General features: G+C 61.2%; 9 protein-coding genes and 2 pseudogenes. 3 read left to right on the top strand and 8 right to left on the bottom strand.

Annotated features, from left to right (window positions below):
- Positions 1-9 precede the first annotated feature (9 nt).
- Complete coding sequence (locus ACSVHC_RS16075) at positions 10-1215, top strand: ROK family transcriptional regulator (RefSeq protein ID WP_437771093.1); 1206 nt, start codon at positions 10-12, stop codon at positions 1213-1215.
- Between the two features lie 12 nt (positions 1216-1227).
- On the opposite strand, the gene ACSVHC_RS16070 is transcribed toward ACSVHC_RS16075, so the two are convergent.
- From ACSVHC_RS16070 to ACSVHC_RS16060, 3 genes are all read right to left on the bottom strand, one after another.
- A complete protein-coding gene (locus ACSVHC_RS16070) occupies positions 1228-2799 on the bottom strand; it encodes a Na+/H+ antiporter (RefSeq protein ID WP_437771094.1) in 1572 nt (523 codons plus the stop codon).
- A 120-nt stretch (positions 2800-2919) separates the two neighbouring features.
- Positions 2920-3576 carry an NAD(P)H-binding protein gene (locus ACSVHC_RS16065; protein ID WP_439181124.1) on the bottom strand — a complete coding sequence of 219 codons (657 nt, stop codon included), beginning with the start codon at positions 3574-3576 and terminating at the stop codon, positions 2920-2922.
- Between the two features lie 377 nt (positions 3577-3953).
- The gene (locus tag ACSVHC_RS16060) at positions 3954-5354 is read right to left on the bottom strand and encodes a polysaccharide deacetylase family protein (RefSeq protein ID WP_439181123.1); all 1401 of its coding nucleotides are present in this window, start codon (positions 5352-5354) and stop codon (positions 3954-3956) included.
- Between the two features lie 343 nt (positions 5355-5697).
- Here ACSVHC_RS16060 and ACSVHC_RS16055 point away from each other — a divergent pair, with 343 nt between their 5' ends.
- A complete protein-coding gene (locus tag ACSVHC_RS16055; RefSeq protein WP_437771097.1) occupies positions 5698-6303 on the top strand; it encodes a YdcF family protein in 606 nt (201 codons plus the stop codon).
- 2091 nt (positions 6304-8394) lie between these two features.
- Here the strand turns inward: ACSVHC_RS16055 and ACSVHC_RS16050 are convergent.
- The gene (locus tag ACSVHC_RS16050) at positions 8395-10137 is read right to left on the bottom strand and encodes a glycoside hydrolase family protein (protein WP_437771098.1); all 1743 of its coding nucleotides are present in this window, start codon (positions 10135-10137) and stop codon (positions 8395-8397) included.
- A gap of 376 nt (positions 10138-10513) precedes the next feature.
- Between ACSVHC_RS16050 and ACSVHC_RS16045 the strand changes: the two are divergent.
- A pseudogene (locus tag ACSVHC_RS16045) lies at positions 10514-10710 on the top strand (transposase); the annotation flags it as partial.
- A gap of 609 nt (positions 10711-11319) precedes the next feature.
- On the opposite strand, the pseudogene ACSVHC_RS16040 reads toward ACSVHC_RS16045, so the two are convergent.
- The 4 genes and pseudogenes from ACSVHC_RS16040 to ACSVHC_RS16025 all read right to left on the bottom strand — a co-directional run bounded on the left by ACSVHC_RS16040 (position 11320) and on the right by ACSVHC_RS16025 (position 17311).
- Positions 11320-12517 (bottom strand): annotated as a pseudogene (locus ACSVHC_RS16040) (IS110 family RNA-guided transposase).
- A gap of 962 nt (positions 12518-13479) precedes the next feature.
- Complete coding sequence (locus ACSVHC_RS16035; protein WP_437771099.1) at positions 13480-14817, bottom strand: O-antigen ligase family protein; 1338 nt, start codon at positions 14815-14817, stop codon at positions 13480-13482.
- Positions 14818-15825: 1008 nt separating this feature from the next.
- Positions 15826-16455 carry a hypothetical protein gene (locus ACSVHC_RS16030; protein ID WP_437771100.1) on the bottom strand — a complete coding sequence of 210 codons (630 nt, stop codon included), beginning with the start codon at positions 16453-16455 and terminating at the stop codon, positions 15826-15828.
- Positions 16456-16693: 238 nt separating this feature from the next.
- A complete protein-coding gene (locus tag ACSVHC_RS16025) occupies positions 16694-17311 on the bottom strand; it encodes a hypothetical protein (protein ID WP_437771101.1) in 618 nt (205 codons plus the stop codon).
- Positions 17312-17421 lie beyond the last annotated feature (110 nt).

The raw sequence follows: 17421 nt of genomic DNA, 5'->3' as shown, positions 1-17421 counted from the left end.
TCAACAGCCATGGCTGAAATCGCGACTGCCACTCCGCAGATGCTCCGGCGGTTCAACGCGGCCACCGTGCTCGGAGTCATCCGTTCTTCCAACGCCGTGACCGTTTCTGAACTGATGGACGCCACCGGCCTGACCCGTGCCACTGCCCTTTCCGTGTGCGAAGACCTTATGGCCCGGGGCTGGATCCGCGAGCTGGAAAACCAGCGCGATTTCGGCGCCTACCAGAAGGGTCGCCCCGCGCGGCGCTTCGAACTCGACGAAACTGCTGGCTGCGTCCTGGGTATCGACGTCGGCGTCCTCAAGACCACAGTGGTAGTGGCCGATCTGCGCGGCAGGACCGTCGGACGGGCCAGTGGGCCATTCCGCGCCAGGGAGATCGAAGCGGAGGAACGGATCCGGGTCATCAGCGAAACCGCGCTGCTCGCCCTCGAGTCCGCCGGAGTGGCACCGGACAAGGTCCTTGCCGTGACGGTCGGGCTAGCCGCCCCGGTGGGCCGCGACGGAAATATCCTCGTCAGCCAGCCGTTCTGGAGCCTGTTCGACGTCGGCCTGAAGAAGGCCCTGCACGAGCTGCACGGATGGGCGGTAATGCTGGAGAACGATGCCAACTTGGCCGCATTGGGCGAATGTTGGCGCGGCGCCGGCAGCGGCGTCCAGGACCTGGCCGTGCTCCTGGCCGGTGAGCGTTTCGGTGCGGGCCTGGTGGAATCCGGCAGGCTGCTTCACGGTACTGCCGGGGGCGCGGGTGAAATGGCCTATTTGGACATGGTGGAGGGTGTCGGATCGGCGGACGGCCTCGCTGCACTCGCCAGGCTGTGGGCGGCGGAAGCCGTGGCGGGAAAGTCGAAAACGACGCTGCGGACGGCAGCCCCGCCGGATCGCGAGGTGACCGCCCAACACGTCTTCGCCGCAGCTGCCCAGGGTGACAAAGTTGCGCTGGACATCCTGGACCGGCTCTCGGACCGGCTGGCCCGCGTAGTCTCCACAGTAGCCATTTTGCTCAACCCGGAGCTCGTGGTGATCGGCGGCGCGGTGGCAGATTCGGCGTCGGTCCTCCTAGAGCCGGCCGCCCGGAAGCTGGCTAGCTACACCGCCACTCCCCCACGGCTGGCAGCGTCCCCCTTGGGCGACGCGATCGTGGGCATCGGCGCGGTGCGCCACGCACTGGACCACGTGGAGAAGAACTCTTTGGATCTGGTGTTGCGGCGCGCGTAGGGCCTTCGGCGGCTAATCCGGCATCGCCATAGTGCGGAGGTCCAGCTGGCGCAGCACCCGGTCCGCAACCTCGGGATCCATCCCGGGCTCACTCCGCGCCGCGACCACTTCCTGGCGCGCGGCGTCGAGGGCGATGGTCTGGACCGCGATCGCCAGTTCCCTGCCGCGTTGGCGCTTCTCAGCGTCCGACTCATTCTTCAATGTCCCGTCGAGCAGCTCGGCATGCAGGCGGGTCATTTTTTCCTTGACGAGGGCCACCTTGTCCGCCGGCAGCTCCTTCATCAGATCGTGTTCCTTGAGCGCAGAGATGGCAGCAGTCTGGGCGCGTTTGGCCAAGAGCCGCGCGGCATCCTTTTCGTGTGAACCGTCTTCGGACGCCTTGAGCACGCGCATGAGCCACGGAAGGGTCAGCCCCGGCAGCACCAGGGTGGCCAGCAGTACGGCGCAGGCGATGACCAGGATCTCGTGCCGGGCAGGGAAGTCACTGCCGTCCGCAATAGTCAGCGGAAGGGCCAAGGCGAGCGCGAGCGTCGCCAGCCCCCGCATGCCGCACCAGGTCAGGATCAGGACCTCCTTGGGGGAAGCGGGCTGCAGCAGGTTCTTCCGCTTGCGGGCCGAGATTGCCAAAAGCCCGAGCCAGGCGAAACGGACAACGAACACGAGCACGCAGACCGCCACGGCCGGGCCAATCATGCCGTAAATCGCTGCGCCCTCGTCCCGGATCACATGCCGGATCTCCAAACCCACAAGGCCGAATGCCAGGCCCGTGGCAAGGAGTTCCACCACATCCCAGAAGGCGGTGCGGGTGACACGCTCGGCTGCGTCCTGCGACCGCGCGTGCCGCTGTGTCTCGAGGGCCGTGACGACGACGGCGATCACCCCCGAGGCGTGCAGCTCTTCAGCCAGGATGTATGCAGCGAAGGGAATCACCAGGGTCACGGCACTTCGGGCCACCATGGAGGTGACCAGCTTGGTGATCAGCCTCGTCAACCAGCCCATCGCAATGCCGACAATGACGGCAACGGCGGCACCGATGACGAATTGGAGCACGACGCCGACCCCCAGCTTGGTGCCTGAAACCGTCGCCGCCACCGCAGCCTGGAAGATCACGATCGCGGCGGCGTCGTTGAACAGACCTTCGCTCTGCAGCACGGTGATGAGCCTGCGCGGCATGTGGACGCGGCCGGCAACGGATTCAACCGCGACGGGGTCCGGCGGAGCCACCATGGCGCCCAGTGCGATCGCCGCAGGAATGCCGATCCCTGGAATCATGAGCCACGAGGCTCCGGCAATAACCGCCGTCGAAACGACCACGAGTGCCACCGCCATGAGCAGAAGCGTCCGCCAACGGACCCGGAAGACCGCCCAGGAACTTTTCTGGGCGGTCGCGAAGAGCAGCGGAGGGAGGAAGATCGGGAGGATCAGTTCAGGCGCAAGCTCAAAGTCCGGGAAGCCCGGAATGAAGGTCATCGCCGCAGCCAGCAACAGCATCAGCACCGGGTACGGGAGCCGCAAGCGGTCCCCCAAGCCAACGGCAACGACCGTTGCAAGCAGCAATCCAACAATGAGTGCCAACTGGTCCATGTTCCCGATTTCCCCAGACGTCGTAGTGGCAGCGTCCCGGGCATTGCCTCGGGACCAGCCCTACAAACATATCCCGGCGACGTGCGGTCCCGGCCCGGCTCCGGGCCCGGCAGCGTGTGGCTAGGACGCGGTGAGGGCCTCCACCACAGGCACCGAGCCGTCCCTGAACTCGATGGTGCGGCGGACAGTCTCGGGCAGTTCCAGGACGGCGGCAGCCACCAGGGCAACATTGGCCCGCGAAGTTTCGGTCCCGGTGCTCGGATCGGCGGGGCTTACCTCAATGAGCGCAGACCCAGGCTTGCTGGTCAGTGCGCCCGGGCCAAGGATCGTCCAGTCGAGGCCAGTCGCACGCAGGTACTCGTCCGCCGCAGCCTTGGCATCCGCGTAGGCGAAGAAGCTGTTGTCCTCGGGAACCCCATGGCCGGGTCCTGCGCCGAAGTAGGACACCATCACATAGCGGGCCACGCCCGTTTGCGCCGCTGCATCCATCGAGCGGATGGCGGCGTCCCTGTCCACTGCATACGTACGTTGCGGATTGCCCCCGCCTGCCCCGGCGGACCACACCACCGCGTCGTGGCCGTCAAGTGCAGAGGCGATCTCCGCCGTCGTCGAATTCTCGACGTCGAGTACTACCGGGGCGGCACCCGTCACTTCGACGTCGGGCGCGTGTTCCGGATTGCGGATGAAGGAAGTGACCGAGTGACCTTCGTTGCTCAGGATGCGGGACAGTTGCAAGGCCACCTTGCCGTGGCCGCCGATGATTGCGATTCGACTCATGGACCCATTCTGTCCCAGTGGTCAAGAGCGCGGTCAAGCGCGTGGTCAAGCCCTCCCGGACACGGTGGATAAATTCACGAAAAACGGTCTCCGCGCATTTGCAGAGCACATTGCCGAATTCGTCAATTCTCCGGATAAATATGACGGGTACGGATCGCTCAGCGATGGACCAGTCAGCCAGCTGAGCGAGGGAGCAGCGGCAATGCGCGGGCTCTCGCGGCCAGAGAAGCTTATGCGCGTCCACCGAAGAGAAATAATGTAGACGGCGCACTCGTCTGGAATGAATTTCCTATCTCTCGACCCAAATCACCAGCAGCAAGAAAGTAGAATCTCTTTTACCAATCCAATTGATGCATCGTATTTAAGATGTGCGGAAATTATGGGGTTGGAGATGGCGTGTTGTAACCAGTGTCGTACATTTCGTAGTCGTCGGTGGTGATGGTGCCGTTGGTTTGGATGTTCAGTCCCCAGCTGATGCCGGAGGCGCCGGCTGGCAGGGCAGGAGTGGTCCAAGTCAACTGGGTCCAATCGGTGGAAGCGGTGAACAGAGGGCTCGCGGTCCAGTACTGCCAGTATCCGGTGCCGGTGCGGTAGTAGAGCTCGAACTGGGTGGGGGCAGTCGAGGTATACCAGGCCTTGAGCTGGTAAGCGTGGCCGACGGTCCCTGTCGGGGAGCATCCCCCCAGGTCCAGGGCCGGCAGGAGTTTCGCATCACCGTCTACGTAGTTAGTGATGGTGAGCTGTTCGGCATTGGTGCCGCTGTGGCCCGGGTTGATGACGGTGAACGCGGGCGTGTTCGTGCCGTAGCCGCCCGCGGCCCAGCACTGCGGGATGCCGTTTGAAAGGTTCTCCAAGCCTGGGTTCTGGATCATGTTGGCCCCGGGGACCGGTGCGGGTACGTCGGGTCCGGACAGGACGGGTTGAACTGCTCCGCCTATGACCTGGTCCACGGTCTGGACATCGATGGTGCCGCCGGCCTTCTGGTCGGCCAACCACTGGGCAAACTGGCTAAACAGGTCGGGGCTGATCGTCAGGGTGGGGTCGGTGTCGGTTGCGATGTGGTGGAAGGTCAGCTGCACCCAGCCGCCGCCGTTGGCTTGAGCGTTGGTGATGGTGTTTTGCAGGTCCTGCAGGGTCCAGGTGCTGTCCACTTCGGAGGGGGCCGCGGTGTCGTAAGGATTTGCCGGGGGAATGCTTTCGCCTGTGGGGAATCCGGCTGAGGCCGGGTCCTTGCTCTGCAGGTCACCGAGCCCGCGGGCGCTGTTGAATCCACAGTCCTGCACGATGGCCTGGGTGTTGGGATCCTGGGATGCGAATGGATAGGCGAAGCTGGTGATTTTGAAGCCCATGTTCGTCAGGGCTACCCGGCCGTTGCAGATCTGCCTTGTCGCTTCGTCGGCAGGGAGGTTGACCAGGTCGGGGTGACTGACTGTGTGGCCGCCGATCTCGTTGCCGTCGGCTGCTATCTGTTCCAGGTTGGCTTGGGTGAGGTAGCCCGGCTGGTCGACCCATCCAGACACGGTGTAAAAGGTGCCGGTGAGTCCTAGGGATTTCATCGTCTGTTCAGCGGGGAGCTGGTCCGCGTTATTGTCGTCGAACGTCAGCGACACAATGGTGGCGGCCGCGGCATGCGCGGGTGTCGCTGCAACGATGCCGCAGAGCATGCCCACGGCCAGCAGCATGACGCTGCCCGCCGCGGTCGTGCGGAACCGGAGGGGTGCTGAGATCGTGGGGCGCGTCGCGGGGCTGGCCGTGCGCAGTGGGTTTGTGGTCTTCATCGCTTGGTATCCATTCGGCAGTCGGGGCACGACTTTGCTTCACCGATACCAGCAGGACCGCCGGGCGGCCCTGCTGGTATGGGGAGACCGTTCGGCAAGTCAACGTCAGGCACGGTTCACAAGGACTGCTGCGACAGTGTCTCACCTCCCGGGTCGGATGGGGCGAGCGTCGCGGGACCGTAGTGGTTGGCTAGACGAAAGCAACCGTACGGTGCCGGGCTGAGCCCGGCTAGAGTGTGCGCTACTTGTTTCAATAGCGCCAGAGGGATGGAGCAGACATGGCAGATACAATCCATTTGTGCGGGCAAAGGTGCCTTTCCATCCCCAAGCGACAGAGGACGGCATGACCAGCACCATGATCCCGGAGAAAAGAACAGCGCCACGCCGGAAACGACGCAAGCACATCATCAGCATCATCGTCTTGTGCGTCTCCCCCGTCCTCCTATGGGCAACCGCGGGCCTGTTTCTATACGTAGAGCCCCCAGCTGATGCCCCGAAACACGCTGACGTGCTCTTCGTACTCGGGCCCGCTGATGACCGCGTGGACTACGCTGAGAAGCTTATGGACCAAGGCTATGCGCACACGCTCGTAATATCGGTTCCACAAGGCGTGGCCGGCTACCCTCGCCTTACTCTCTGTGACGAACAGCGCCCTTATCGGATCATTTGCTTCAAACCGGACCCCGGAACCACCCAAGGCGAAGCGAGAGAGCTGCGCACTCTCGCTCAAGAAAACGGGTGGAAGAGCGCCAACGTGCTCACCGCCCAATACCACGTCACGCGAGCACGGGTCATCGTGCAACGCTGTTTCCAAGGGGAACTCAACATGGTTTCATATCAGAAGGATCTACCGTTGCTATCGACCAAAAAATCCACGCCATCATGGGCGTACATGTACGCATACCAGACCGCAGCATTCGTCAAGGTGGCACTCAATCAAGAATGCTGATGAGTTACGCCACGGGATAAATCGGTGTCAGTAGATCTGCAGGTAGTCGCAATCATCCTTGCACTCAGTCGAACAGAATTCTGACTTCGCTCTGCGGGGTACGGGCTCCCCGCAGTAGCGGCAAGTTTTCTCGCGCTTGAATAGCCACAACAACTTCGTGAGCATATCGGGCCTCTCATCGGTGGGCAATTAGTTACCCCAGACCATGAGAAGCGCGCCATGCGGAATCACAGTAAACGTAGCTCGCCCGTCCCCGAGATCGACGCCGTCTTTACGAAATCTTTACGCGTCAATTCTGACACTTAGCTGAATGCAACCTGATGTTTTACGCCATGTCGCTACTCGGCGAATCCGATACCCGGCGAGAATATCGTGTGGCCGATCCAATTTTTGATTTTGCGGACACCATCCCTTATGTAGTCACCTGCGGTCTTGGCCGGGAAGCCCGCGACTTGGCGGGCCGCGCACCCGCGCTCCCGCACGTTCAGCCGTCGTTATCTCAGGACGGCGGGGGGTCGTAGTAATCCATCGACTATGGCGCCGGTACGAACACATGCTTCCACGCCCAGGCTCTGGATCTACCGGGGCCACACAGGCATGGGAGCAAGCGAAAGCGAAGCTTCCAGAAGCTGGTTTCCTCTGCGGCCTAAAATCGCCACCGTGGGCATACAAAATTTCTCTTTCGTTAGTCGGGGTGGACCGCCTAACGCGTCGTTCAATACCGGACCATTGGTTATCCCTGTATCTGGCAAAGTTCTCGCGCTGAAGCCTTGAGAACTAGTAGAGACCAGACCACTCGCAACAACAGTCGCTCTCTGCCATAATGTTTCCCACAGCGTCCACACCAAGGCGGAAACGCCGGATCGCCCATGACCGAGCCCCAACAGCCGACAGCCTGAGATTGGTGGAGAACGTGGACGGACAACAATGGATCTGGGTCATAGCCGTGATAGTTGGCGCAGCACTTGTAGCTGTTGTCTTCGTCTCGGGACGGCGCGGACCGGCGCGAAATGATCGCAAGTCGGTTGGCCAACGTCGCAAGCGGAAGCCCGGAACCACCCGGGCCGCGCCACCTAAGGTGGAGGTCAGGCGGCCGGCTGGATGAATTCGGGTCCGTTGTTCCGCACGTGGTTGCTTTTGTCGCTCACCACGCGCGGGACTCATTGAGGTTCCGGCATCGATTTAAGCAGCGCACCGACGTCAACCTCAAAGGTTGCCTTCACGTGAAAGGGACTTCACTCCGACGGTCTGAGCGGTTCAGGTCCGGATGTGGGCTAACGCCGACAAAAGTGCGGGCGTGGGTCACCTACGGCCTTGATCTCGCCAACGGCGTGGAACAATGCACCCGATACGAGATATGCAGTTATTGCATTCCTTGACAACAAATGAGCGACACGTGCCGCGCTGACAACTGCACTCTCACCAGGCCGAAGCTCGACGCGTCGGCGCTCCGCGCCGACAGAATAGCCGGGGTATCGGAAACCCTCGTCATGGACGCTGGGTCGGCTAACGACCGAGGGCACGAGACACTGGCCCGGCACGCCGCCCTGACGCGGTCAACATTCCATACGGCCGGGCATCTGGTGAGATCGGCGCGCTGTTGCCCCATGAGTGACGCCAAGAGATGAATCCGCGTCAGTAGACCTGCATGTGTTCCCAGTCATCCCTGCACTCGGCTGAACAGAAATCGGACTTCATCTCGGCGGCAACTAGCCCTTCGCAGAACTGACAGGTGTTCCCGCGCCCAAATAGCCAATGCAACTTCATGAACATGTAGGGACCTTTATCGTTTGGCTTGGGCGAATCGCACCCATGCCATGAAACGGCATGGTGAGTCCCACTGAACGTACATTGCCTGTTTCCCAAATCGACCCGATCTTTACGAATTCTTTACGCCTGTATGCCGATATTTGGCTGAAAGCAACCTGATGTTTCACGTCGGGTCGCCACTCGCTGAAACCCGGGCGCTGCGAGAGGACCGAGTTGCGAACGAGCACCCCCTGTCGCCCCAGGTTCGAAAGAACCACTCACTTATCGGACGGATGAGCCTTTCCCAGTTGAATCACTTGCAGGGTCTACCAACCGGGAGGGTCAATTCGTGCAGACCCTGAAGTTTCGGAATTTGGCTGACGTGGATGCTGCCTGAATGCCGAATGACGTTCCTGTGTGCGTCGAATCAGTGACCGTCACAGTCGGAACCCCGTCAACAAAAGCCTGAATGGTCGGTCCAGTGAACTGCAATGAGATTTCCGTACCGGTCGCTGGCGCAGACGGAAGAACGGTAGCCAGTGTCGTGACAGCACCAGCTGCCACCTTCTCAAGGGACAACCGCCCATCCCACGAGATCCCGAGACGGTAATAATTTGCCGCATCAACAAAGCGTGCCACCAGCCAATGCTCCACCGTGTTTGACCCGGTTATCTGCACTGTCGCCTTCACATCCGCCACTCCCACATTCACGTGCGCACGCGAATTTGCGTTCGCCGACGGTACCGCCCCCTTCCCCGCAACCGTGAACGCTCCAGCAGAGGAAACCCAGACCTGGCCGCCCTCCGAAGTGCCAAGAGTCGCAGCATTTGCGCGGGCAAACGAATCGCACCCGATCCAGGGTGGCAACCCACTCTTCGCGGCGAGAACCTCGACGGTCTTGGTCGAGCCCGTCGGCGCAGACTGCGTAACAATCGGCGCGTTGAACGACACGAAGGTCCGCCCGATAATCTGCCCCGACGCCGGGAAACTTCCCCCACCCAACCACGTATCCCAGCCAGCCACGCCGTTTCGCACGGCCGGAACAAACGCGGACTTGTAATAGGACGCATCCCAGTCGACGCTGGGCGTTCCCTTGTCGATTAGTGGTGGGCCGGCCGTGAAGTTCAGGCCATCCTGCGAGACCATCGCCCAAAGATCACCAGCGCTGCCGTCTGACACGTCAGACATGACGAGCGCCTGCCATTCAGCGCCGACACGGTGCAGGTCGACATGCCAGGGAATTGCAGAGTTGCCGGTGATGGTGCAGATCTGCGGTGTAGTCCAGGGTCCGGCCACGGCTGGCGCGGTGGCCGTGACGAAGGTGCGGGGGGCCTTGGCTGCGTCCACCGCGTACACCACCCAACTCCCGTCGGCGAGCTGCGTGTACGACGGTGCGAGAAGGCGGCGAACGGACTGCGCGTCCTTCCTGACGAGCGTCCTCGCGCCCCAATTAACGCCGTCCTTGCTTGTCACCACATAGTGGTACTCCCAGCCGTCGTAGGTGTTGAGGCGCCAGAACAGATACATAAGCCCTGAGGGGTCAATAAATAGATTCGGGTCAGAATTATAGCCGCCAGCTGGGTCGTTCACTACAGGAATGACGGGGTTCGTCAATCCGGCAGGAACCGTCCAGGTGTTCCCATCATCCGAGTAGACAATAGACGGGTTCTCGAGCTGGTTATTTGAGTTTGGATATGGCGTGAATACCATCCAATAACTGTGCCCATTCCAACCGTCAGCCTTGAAGTAGACAGACGGATGGACTGCAACACCCGATCCTTCATAGGTCGGGATTTTCACAAGTGTGCCGCGCGGAGCGTGCGCGAGGGTCACATCAATACTCGGGGGTGCCGCTGCGGTAACCACGGATGCCCGACTTATGGCCATCGAAGCCGCGGTATGGCCCGGTGCTATGGTTTCGACGGCCGCATGAACGACTCCGCAGGCGCAGGCCGCCGCAGCCGGCTGGCTTGCCAGAGTAACCGTAGCGATAGAGCCGGCCGCAGCAACAGCACCTACCCGGAACAAACTTCGTCGGTTGAGATTCCCCTTGAGTGCGGGCAAAGCACCTTCGAAACGCTTCATGATCAGACCTGCCTATAAGCCCGGTTAGTGTGATTCTGAGCCTAGGGATTTCACTTATAGGCAACACGAGTGATCATCACTGGTTTTGCCACACCAGACTCAGGGGCGACACCCGGTCCCCCACTCACACCTACTCGATTCGCAAGGACTGCCCACTTGGTTCGAGAGCGACAGGTTGAGCGCCCCTTAGCATTGACGGCCGACGGCCGGGATGCCGGCCTTGTGGCATTGGGGAAGCTGGCAACCTGGCGGGCCGCGTGCCCGCGCCCACGATTACACACCGTCAGCCCGTCACCGTCCCTGACAGTGGGGGGACTGCCCCGGTTTCGTTGATTTCTTGACCTAGCGAGCTGGTGCTCGTGGAAGGATGTTGACCATGCCCGCGGCTTATGGGGCGGAGTTCCGTCAGGATGTTATTGATGTGGCCCGCAGGGGCGACGCGCGCCACTGGCGCGGATTGCAAAGGATTTCGGAATCTCGGTCACCACGCTGAAGCGTTGGATTGCCATAGCCGAACGTAAGGAGACCGGGGCGGGGGCCCGGCAGCGGCGGAGATGCGTGAAGAAACGCAACAATCCGCCAGGGCTTCACAAGACCGGTTAAATGTAGTCAGTAGGCCCGAAAATACTCCCAGTTCTCCCTGCACTCAGCTGAGCAGAATTCTGGTTTTACTCCGGGTGGCACGGGCCCCCCGCAGAACACGCAGGTTTTCTCGCGCGTGAATAGCTTGAGCAACTTCGTGAACATGTGGAGGCCTTCATCGTTCGGCGTGGGCAGATCACTACCCCAGGTCGGAGATGGTCTTGCGCGGGGATTCGAAGCCAAACGTAGCCTGATTGTTCCACGGATGGACGCGATTTTTACGAAACCTTTACGCCCCAATTCTGAAATTTAGCTGAAAGTAACCTGACGCTTCGCATCGGGTAGTTGCGGGTTGGAACCGAAAGCGGCGAGACCGGCGGGCCATCCACGCCACCCTTGATGTTCCGGCACCCATCGCTCATGGTGGCATTTCCGGCCGACCCTCCGGTACCGCGCCGGTAGCGGCCCTGTGGGATTGGGGGGTGTCCCTATGTTTTTTGTCAAGCGCTGGGTCAGGTTTTTTCGAAAAATGATGTGACCGTTTTCGGGCAGGGATAAGCGGCTTGCGGCGCGTGTCCGCGAGCTGGTATCCCTCCGTGTTTAGGCGGTTTTCGGGCTTGGCGCCTCGTAGAACGTGCCGTCGCGGAGCATCGCGAAGAGGACGTCGCAGCGGCGTCGTGCCAGGGCGATCAGGGCCTGGTTGTGCCGTTTACCCTCTGCGTGTTTGCGGTCGTAGTACTCCCGGGAGACCGGGTCTTTCAAGGACGCGAACGCCGGAGAGGAAGAACGCCCGTTTGAGGATCTTGTTGCCCTTCTTGGAGGAGTGGTCTCCGCGGATTGAGGTTCCGGAGCGCCACGTCACCGGCGCGAGCCCGGAGTAGGAGCCCAGGTGCCCGGCGGTCTTGAATTCCTTGCCGACAACCTCGGTGATGACCCGGGCTGCCGTCCTGACGCCGACCGCCGGTAGGGACGTCAGGAGCTGGTGAAGAGGGTGGGCCTCCACGAGTTTTTCAACCTGTGCCAGGACCTCTGCCCGGGAGGCGCGCAGCTGGGCAAGCTGCGCCGCCAGCTGGGGCAGCACGACGCCGGCGGCACCGGTGCCGACCCCGACCACGGTCTGCTCGGACAGGGCGGTGAAGACCCCCGCGGCCCAGCCTTTACCGGCCCGCGGAGCGGACCTGGCCATGAACGCGGCGACCCGGCTCCGGCCGGCCCTGCGCAACGCCTCAGGCGTGGGGTATTTTTGCAGCAGCTCGGCCATCACAGGGTGGTCCAGATGCGGGCCGATGGCCCGTTCCAGTGCGGGATGGATCTGGGTGAGGAGCCCGCGGATCCGGTTCGAGGCGGCCGTGGCCTGCTTGGCCAGGTCATCGTCGAAGCCGCAGAGCATCGACAGTTCGGCGGCCTGCTCGTCGGTGACGGCGATCGAGCGCAGGGTGTGCGGCATGGTCCGGGCGGCCTCAGCGATTATGTAGGCGTCTCGGGCATCAGTCTTGGCCTCGCCCGGGTGCAGGTCCGCGATGCGGCGCATCGCCAGGCCCGGCAGGTAACCGACCAGAATGCCGGCACCTTGCGCCACGGCGACCGGCAGGGCGCCGATGGTGGCGGGCTGGTCCACGACCAGCAGCAGGGTCCCGTGCTTTGCGAGGCTGTCGATGATCGCCCGCAGTTTCGCCTCGTCCTGGGGCAGGGTCTTGTCGAGCAGTTTCTTGCCGTTCCTGTCCAAGGCCACCGCGTGGTGGTTGGTTTTGCCGACGTCGACGCCGATGAAGACATCAACGCATTCGTGGTCCTTGATCACGCATAACCTCCAGCATTCCGTCCGATCTGACAGCTGGCATGTCCTGCGGCCCCAGAGCTCGGCATCCACGTTACGGCCGGCCTCCCGCGATAAAGTCTGCAGCTGGTCTGGTCCCCATCAGCGATCCCCTGGCGCCTATCGCACCCCGGTGACAACACCCCCCGGATCATGGTCGACTGGGGGACTAAATCATGCCGGGGCCGACAGGCCAGCAACCCCGATTCTTGCTCGTTCAGGGGCTATAAGAAAGGTAACGGGTAACCGGCAACCGAGCGGGCCGTGACCCGTGCCCACGACTACACGCGTGCAGCCCCTCACTGTCTCTGACAGCGAGGGGCTGTTCTCCTGTCCCGGATATTTGCCCGGGCTCCGGTTAGTTGTCCATGCAGCCTTGGGCGCCCAGACTGGTGAAATGACTATGGAAGGCGAGCTTAGCTATCGAAATAGTTGTTGATCGACTCGCGCACGGTACCCCCGCCATGTCACCGAAACATGTTTAAGATGCTGAGCGTGAGGAGCACGAAACCCTGGCTGACCCGATTCGCGACTCCATTCCTATCCTCGTGGAACACCGGCGAAGGACCGCCTTCGCGACAGGCTCAAGCAAGAAAGGTTCCCTCACCGCACCGGACTCAGTGGACTTCCGCCGCACAACCCTGCCGGGTAGAAAGCAATGCGCAGAAGTTGCCTCATAGTCTGCACACATTTAGAACAGAACATCGGGGGGCTGAACGTGTGCTGGCTACCCATGTTAGACGGGAGTCTGCATCCGGGCACGGATCCGGCGCTGGTTGGATCGGTCACAGCGTATGTGCAGGTGGGCACGTGCGGCAAGGGGCCGCACAAAAGGCACTGTCGTTCTAGGGCGACCACATGGGCCCTCACGGCAGCTGGAACCCTGTACTGCGCCCGCTGGGTCAGGCCGCGGAGGCCATGACCATGACGATCGAGGATGCCGCCTAGATTCGCTCGCTAATCTTTGTGGCGGCGTACGGATCCTCGCGCGCCGCCACTAAGCCGGCGGGTCCTCGTTGCGGCTTGGACGCCTGGAGCTGTGCGGCCAAGAGGCGGTACTCGGGTGAGAATCTAGCTACCGGTGCGGCCGCGGACATGGGCTGCCGGGGTGGGGTCTCCTGTACCAGTCCGGCGAAGCTGAAAGCGGCCAACAGCCACCACCAGTCGTAGGAAACGCCGCTTAGCCCCACACTGTAGAAGGCGCTCACAGAGAGGCACGCGAGCATGGCAAGGCTAAGCCCGCCGCTGGCTTCTCTCACACGCCACAGCACCCGGATGCTCCGCCAGAACAGCCAGAGCCACAGGGCTGCGCCAACGATCCCCGCCATGAACAGGGCCTCAAGCAGGGAGTTCTCCAACGGCAAGTCGAACGTGGCAAGCTTCAGCCCGGCGTCCGGACCGGTGTTGTCATAGAGGGCAGTGAAACCGTAACCACGGAACCACTGGTTGAAGTACGTCAGGGCGCTGCCCCAAATACGGTATCTGCCGCTGGCTCCGTACAGGCTTTCAAGGTCGTTGGCACCAAGAAAGTCGATCAGTTTTGGCAGGATCACGGAGTATGACAGCGTCCCGGCAATGCCTGCGATAAGGAACCGCAGGACCTTCCCCCGCCCCCAGAACACAAACACCAGCCCGCTTCCGATCAACAGTGAAACGAACGCGGCCCTGCTGAACGCAGCGAACAGGCAGTACCCGGCGAGAACGAAGACGCAAACGTTCACGAACACATACCGGCGCCGTGAGATGAACCATAGCGAAAGCACGACAATCAGGGATGCTTCGAAACCTAAGAGGACGGCGCTGGTCCCGGCCTCAAGCCTAGACACGCCGCCGAATGCCATCCGTGTGGATCCGGTAGCAACAGCCATTATCAGGTGGCCAACGCTGGCCGCATAGACGATGCGCAACCAGCTTCCCGGGCGGAATCTTTCCGACACATAGAAGCCGAAAACAGCAAGTGGGAACAGGGCAAACAGTTGATACCGCACCGACGGCAAGTCGCCTCGGGCCGTAGCAATGCCCACAACGATCATGTAGACAATCAGTGGAGGAATGGCATAGCGCGCCGAGCTGCTCAACGCGTGGTCTTTTGTCAGCTTTAAAAGTGACAAACAGAGCAGGAACGCCGCCAAAACTGCTGCCCAGGTGCGGAACGTGGGCGAGGCAAGGAATGCCGGCTGCGTTGCCGCTCCCAGCGGCATGACAAAGCCGAGCACTGCGAGCGCCCACTCGTGCGGATAATAACGTTTACCGACCGGATTATGGTCCCCCAGCTGAATCACAGGCTGTAGTCTACCAACCAGCCCGCGCCCACCATGCGATGCCACGTCATGACCACTTTCCTTCCCCCAAGGCCTCATACGAGAGTGGCCAGTCGGCCGCCCATCGCAGGAAGAAATCCGCCTCAGGCTTACATTGGACTGGGTGCTTCAGTCCCCCAGGATCTCGTAATTTTCCGGTCTGTTGACTTGGTCTAATTGAAGATCCACATCCCCTGAATTCTGAACGAGGGTGACACCGCCGGCGCTATTGAACTTCCCAATGCGGATTGTCGCATTTGTCACGTCGTCCAACCCGATTGCTTCAGAAAGCATGGAGCGGGAGGGAGTCGCTGCCGCCGCTGCCGACCGCATTTTGAGTCTACGTGCCTTGCCCAAGAGGTACCCCCGAATAAATAGTCCGTCGATTATCAGCCAAAGGACGCAAAAGCCGACGGCCCAAAATGCAGGCACCATCCATGTGGGCTGTCCCGCGAAGAGACTCGCGGCAGCCCCAAGGAAGCTAGCGACAATCACGCCGACTTGTCATCTGCGCCCGGCCCGAATGCGCTTGACCATCCGAGCTCACGGCTGGTCTGTGCCGGGGCGTGGCCCTGCGAGTGAAGCCAAGAGTTGACCCGGGGTCAGTAAACCTGCATGTAGTCCCAACGGTCCAGACACTCAGCCGAACAGAAATCTGATGTCACATTGGTGGGCATAGACTTCCCACAAAAACGGCACGTTTTCTCGCCCTTGAATAGCCGTCGCAACTTCGTGAACATGAAGGCCTTCATCGTTTGGCGTGGGAACATCACTACCCCAGGCCGGAGATCGTCTTGCGCGGGGATTCGAAGCCAACCTAGCCCGGTTGTTCCCCAGATCGACGCGATTTTTACGAAACCTTTACGCCCCAATTCCATATTTAGCTGAAAGCAGCCTGATATTTCGCGTCAGGGTGGCCCGCGGAATCCGAGGCCGCGCGCGGGGAGCGAGTCGTCGATACCGTCCCTTGATGTTGCCGACACCCATCGCTTATGGTGGCTTTTCCGGCCCACCCTCCGGATCCGCGCCGGTAAGCGGCCCTGTGGGATTGGGGTAACCGGCAACCGAGCGGGCCGTGTACTCGCGCCCACGACTACACACGTGCAGCCCCTCACGGTCACCGACAGTGTCGGCCCCGGCTCGCTGGACGGCCGCCTTAGCTTCAGCTACGGAGTCCCGGATGCTAGCCAGCATCGCGCGCGTCCAGTCCGGCCCGGAAAGCATCTCGATGGCCCCGTTTTCCATATCGAAAGTCCCTTGCATGGTTTGAGCTGGGCCTCCGCAAGTAGGGCAGTGTTCCGCACCTCCGACAATGGTCACGTTGAAGACATTGTCGGCTTCGATCAAATTGGATTCAAAGCACTCCCCCACACTTCGTCTGGTGATAACTTGACTGAATTGTGACTCCAACTCAGCAGCTTTTCGTACGCTTCCGTTTTTTGGCCAGACTGCCTTCCACGATCGGTTCTGGCGCGCGGCATACGCTAACAGCAAGTGTCCCGCCACAGCAACGACCGCGCCGGCCAGAACCCCCTGCACGGTGATCAGCGGTACTAGCACCAGATCCGGAATTCCTGGAATCATCCCGGGCTGGGGAACAGGAGTGGGAATAAGTGTCATCTTGAACGCTTCGCGCCTGAACCAAACGGGAACTTGTGGTTCCTGCCTGGCGTGCTGTCTGTAAGCGGGAGCAAGACCACCGGGTGCTCGGCCGGGGCTTGGGCAGCGGCCACGGGCCAGCTTTCGGTCGGTGTTCCAGCGGGCGAGCGTTGCAGTCAGTTTCCCTATGGCCCAAGTGTAAGCGGTCCATAAGTCGCGTGATGAAATGGGTCGGATAAATCACTGGCGCAGAGAGCATTCATCGCCCAACGACGGGATTGCCGTATTCGTCACGGTAATCCAGGACGCGGCGTTGCAGGTCGATAGTCTGCGACAAGGCTTCGTGAAGGTGCAGTTCCTTCCCGAATACTGAGAGCTGACTTGTTTGTGGATCGTAGTGCCGTGCGATGACGAAATTGTCGCCCCCGATAAGCCATGCAGGACCAAGCAGGTTGCCGATAAAGGCCGCGGGTCCTTCTCTGGCGAATTTATCGAGCTTCTCGTCGAAGTGCACCAATGCATTGCGTACTTCCCGAACGGCTTTGAGGCCGTGCTCCGGCAGCACGAGCGTGCGGCGGATCTCGCTGGCCCGAATCTCAGCAGCGATTCGGCGGGAATCAGGTTTTTTGCCGTCCTTTGAGGTGGTGTCTTTGGTTGGCCAGCAGATGTTGGCGATAGATATCATTCCATTGAGAGCGCTCGAAAGCGAGTACCAAACCCGGTCCGGGCTGAGTGGAGTGCGACGGTCCGGGTCATCGAAGTGAGCGCCTAGGTGATAGTCGAGATCCTGAGTGGCCATTATGACCAAGAGGCTCTGATGGTGTATCTCGCCCAGGAAAATTTTGAACAACTCTGTCCGCATGTGTTGATCCCCCATGATTCCTAATCTTAGGGGTCAGATAAGACCGGTTATGTGCCGTCAGTAGACCCGAAAATACTCCCAGTTCTCCCTGCACTCAGCTGAGCAGAATTCTGACCCTACTTCGG

This window comes from Arthrobacter sp. KNU-44, assembly GCF_051843155.1.
GTDB lineage: Bacteria > Actinomycetota > Actinomycetes > Actinomycetales > Micrococcaceae > Arthrobacter.
Note: the sequence above shows the minus strand (reverse complement) of the source record. Positions and strands in the feature narration are given on the sequence as shown.

Excerpts from the sequence above, each read along its gene's own strand:
- ACSVHC_RS16075 (WP_437771093.1), top strand. The coding sequence starts at position 10 with ATGGCTGAAATCGCGACTGCCACTCCGCAGATGCTCCGGCGGTTCAAC.
- ACSVHC_RS16070 (WP_437771094.1), bottom strand. The coding sequence starts at position 2,799 with ATGGACCAGTTGGCACTCATTGTTGGATTGCTGCTTGCAACGGTCGTT.
- ACSVHC_RS16065 (WP_439181124.1), bottom strand. The coding sequence starts at position 3,576 with ATGAGTCGAATCGCAATCATCGGCGGCCACGGCAAGGTGGCCTTGCAA.
- ACSVHC_RS16060 (WP_439181123.1), bottom strand. The coding sequence starts at position 5,354 with ATGAAGACCACAAACCCACTGCGCACGGCCAGCCCCGCGACGCGCCCC.
- ACSVHC_RS16055 (WP_437771097.1), top strand. The coding sequence starts at position 5,698 with ATGACCAGCACCATGATCCCGGAGAAAAGAACAGCGCCACGCCGGAAA.
- ACSVHC_RS16050 (WP_437771098.1), bottom strand. The coding sequence starts at position 10,137 with ATGAAGCGTTTCGAAGGTGCTTTGCCCGCACTCAAGGGGAATCTCAAC.
- ACSVHC_RS16030 (WP_437771100.1), bottom strand. The coding sequence starts at position 16,455 with ATGACACTTATTCCCACTCCTGTTCCCCAGCCCGGGATGATTCCAGGA.
- ACSVHC_RS16025 (WP_437771101.1), bottom strand. The coding sequence starts at position 17,311 with ATGGGGGATCAACACATGCGGACAGAGTTGTTCAAAATTTTCCTGGGC.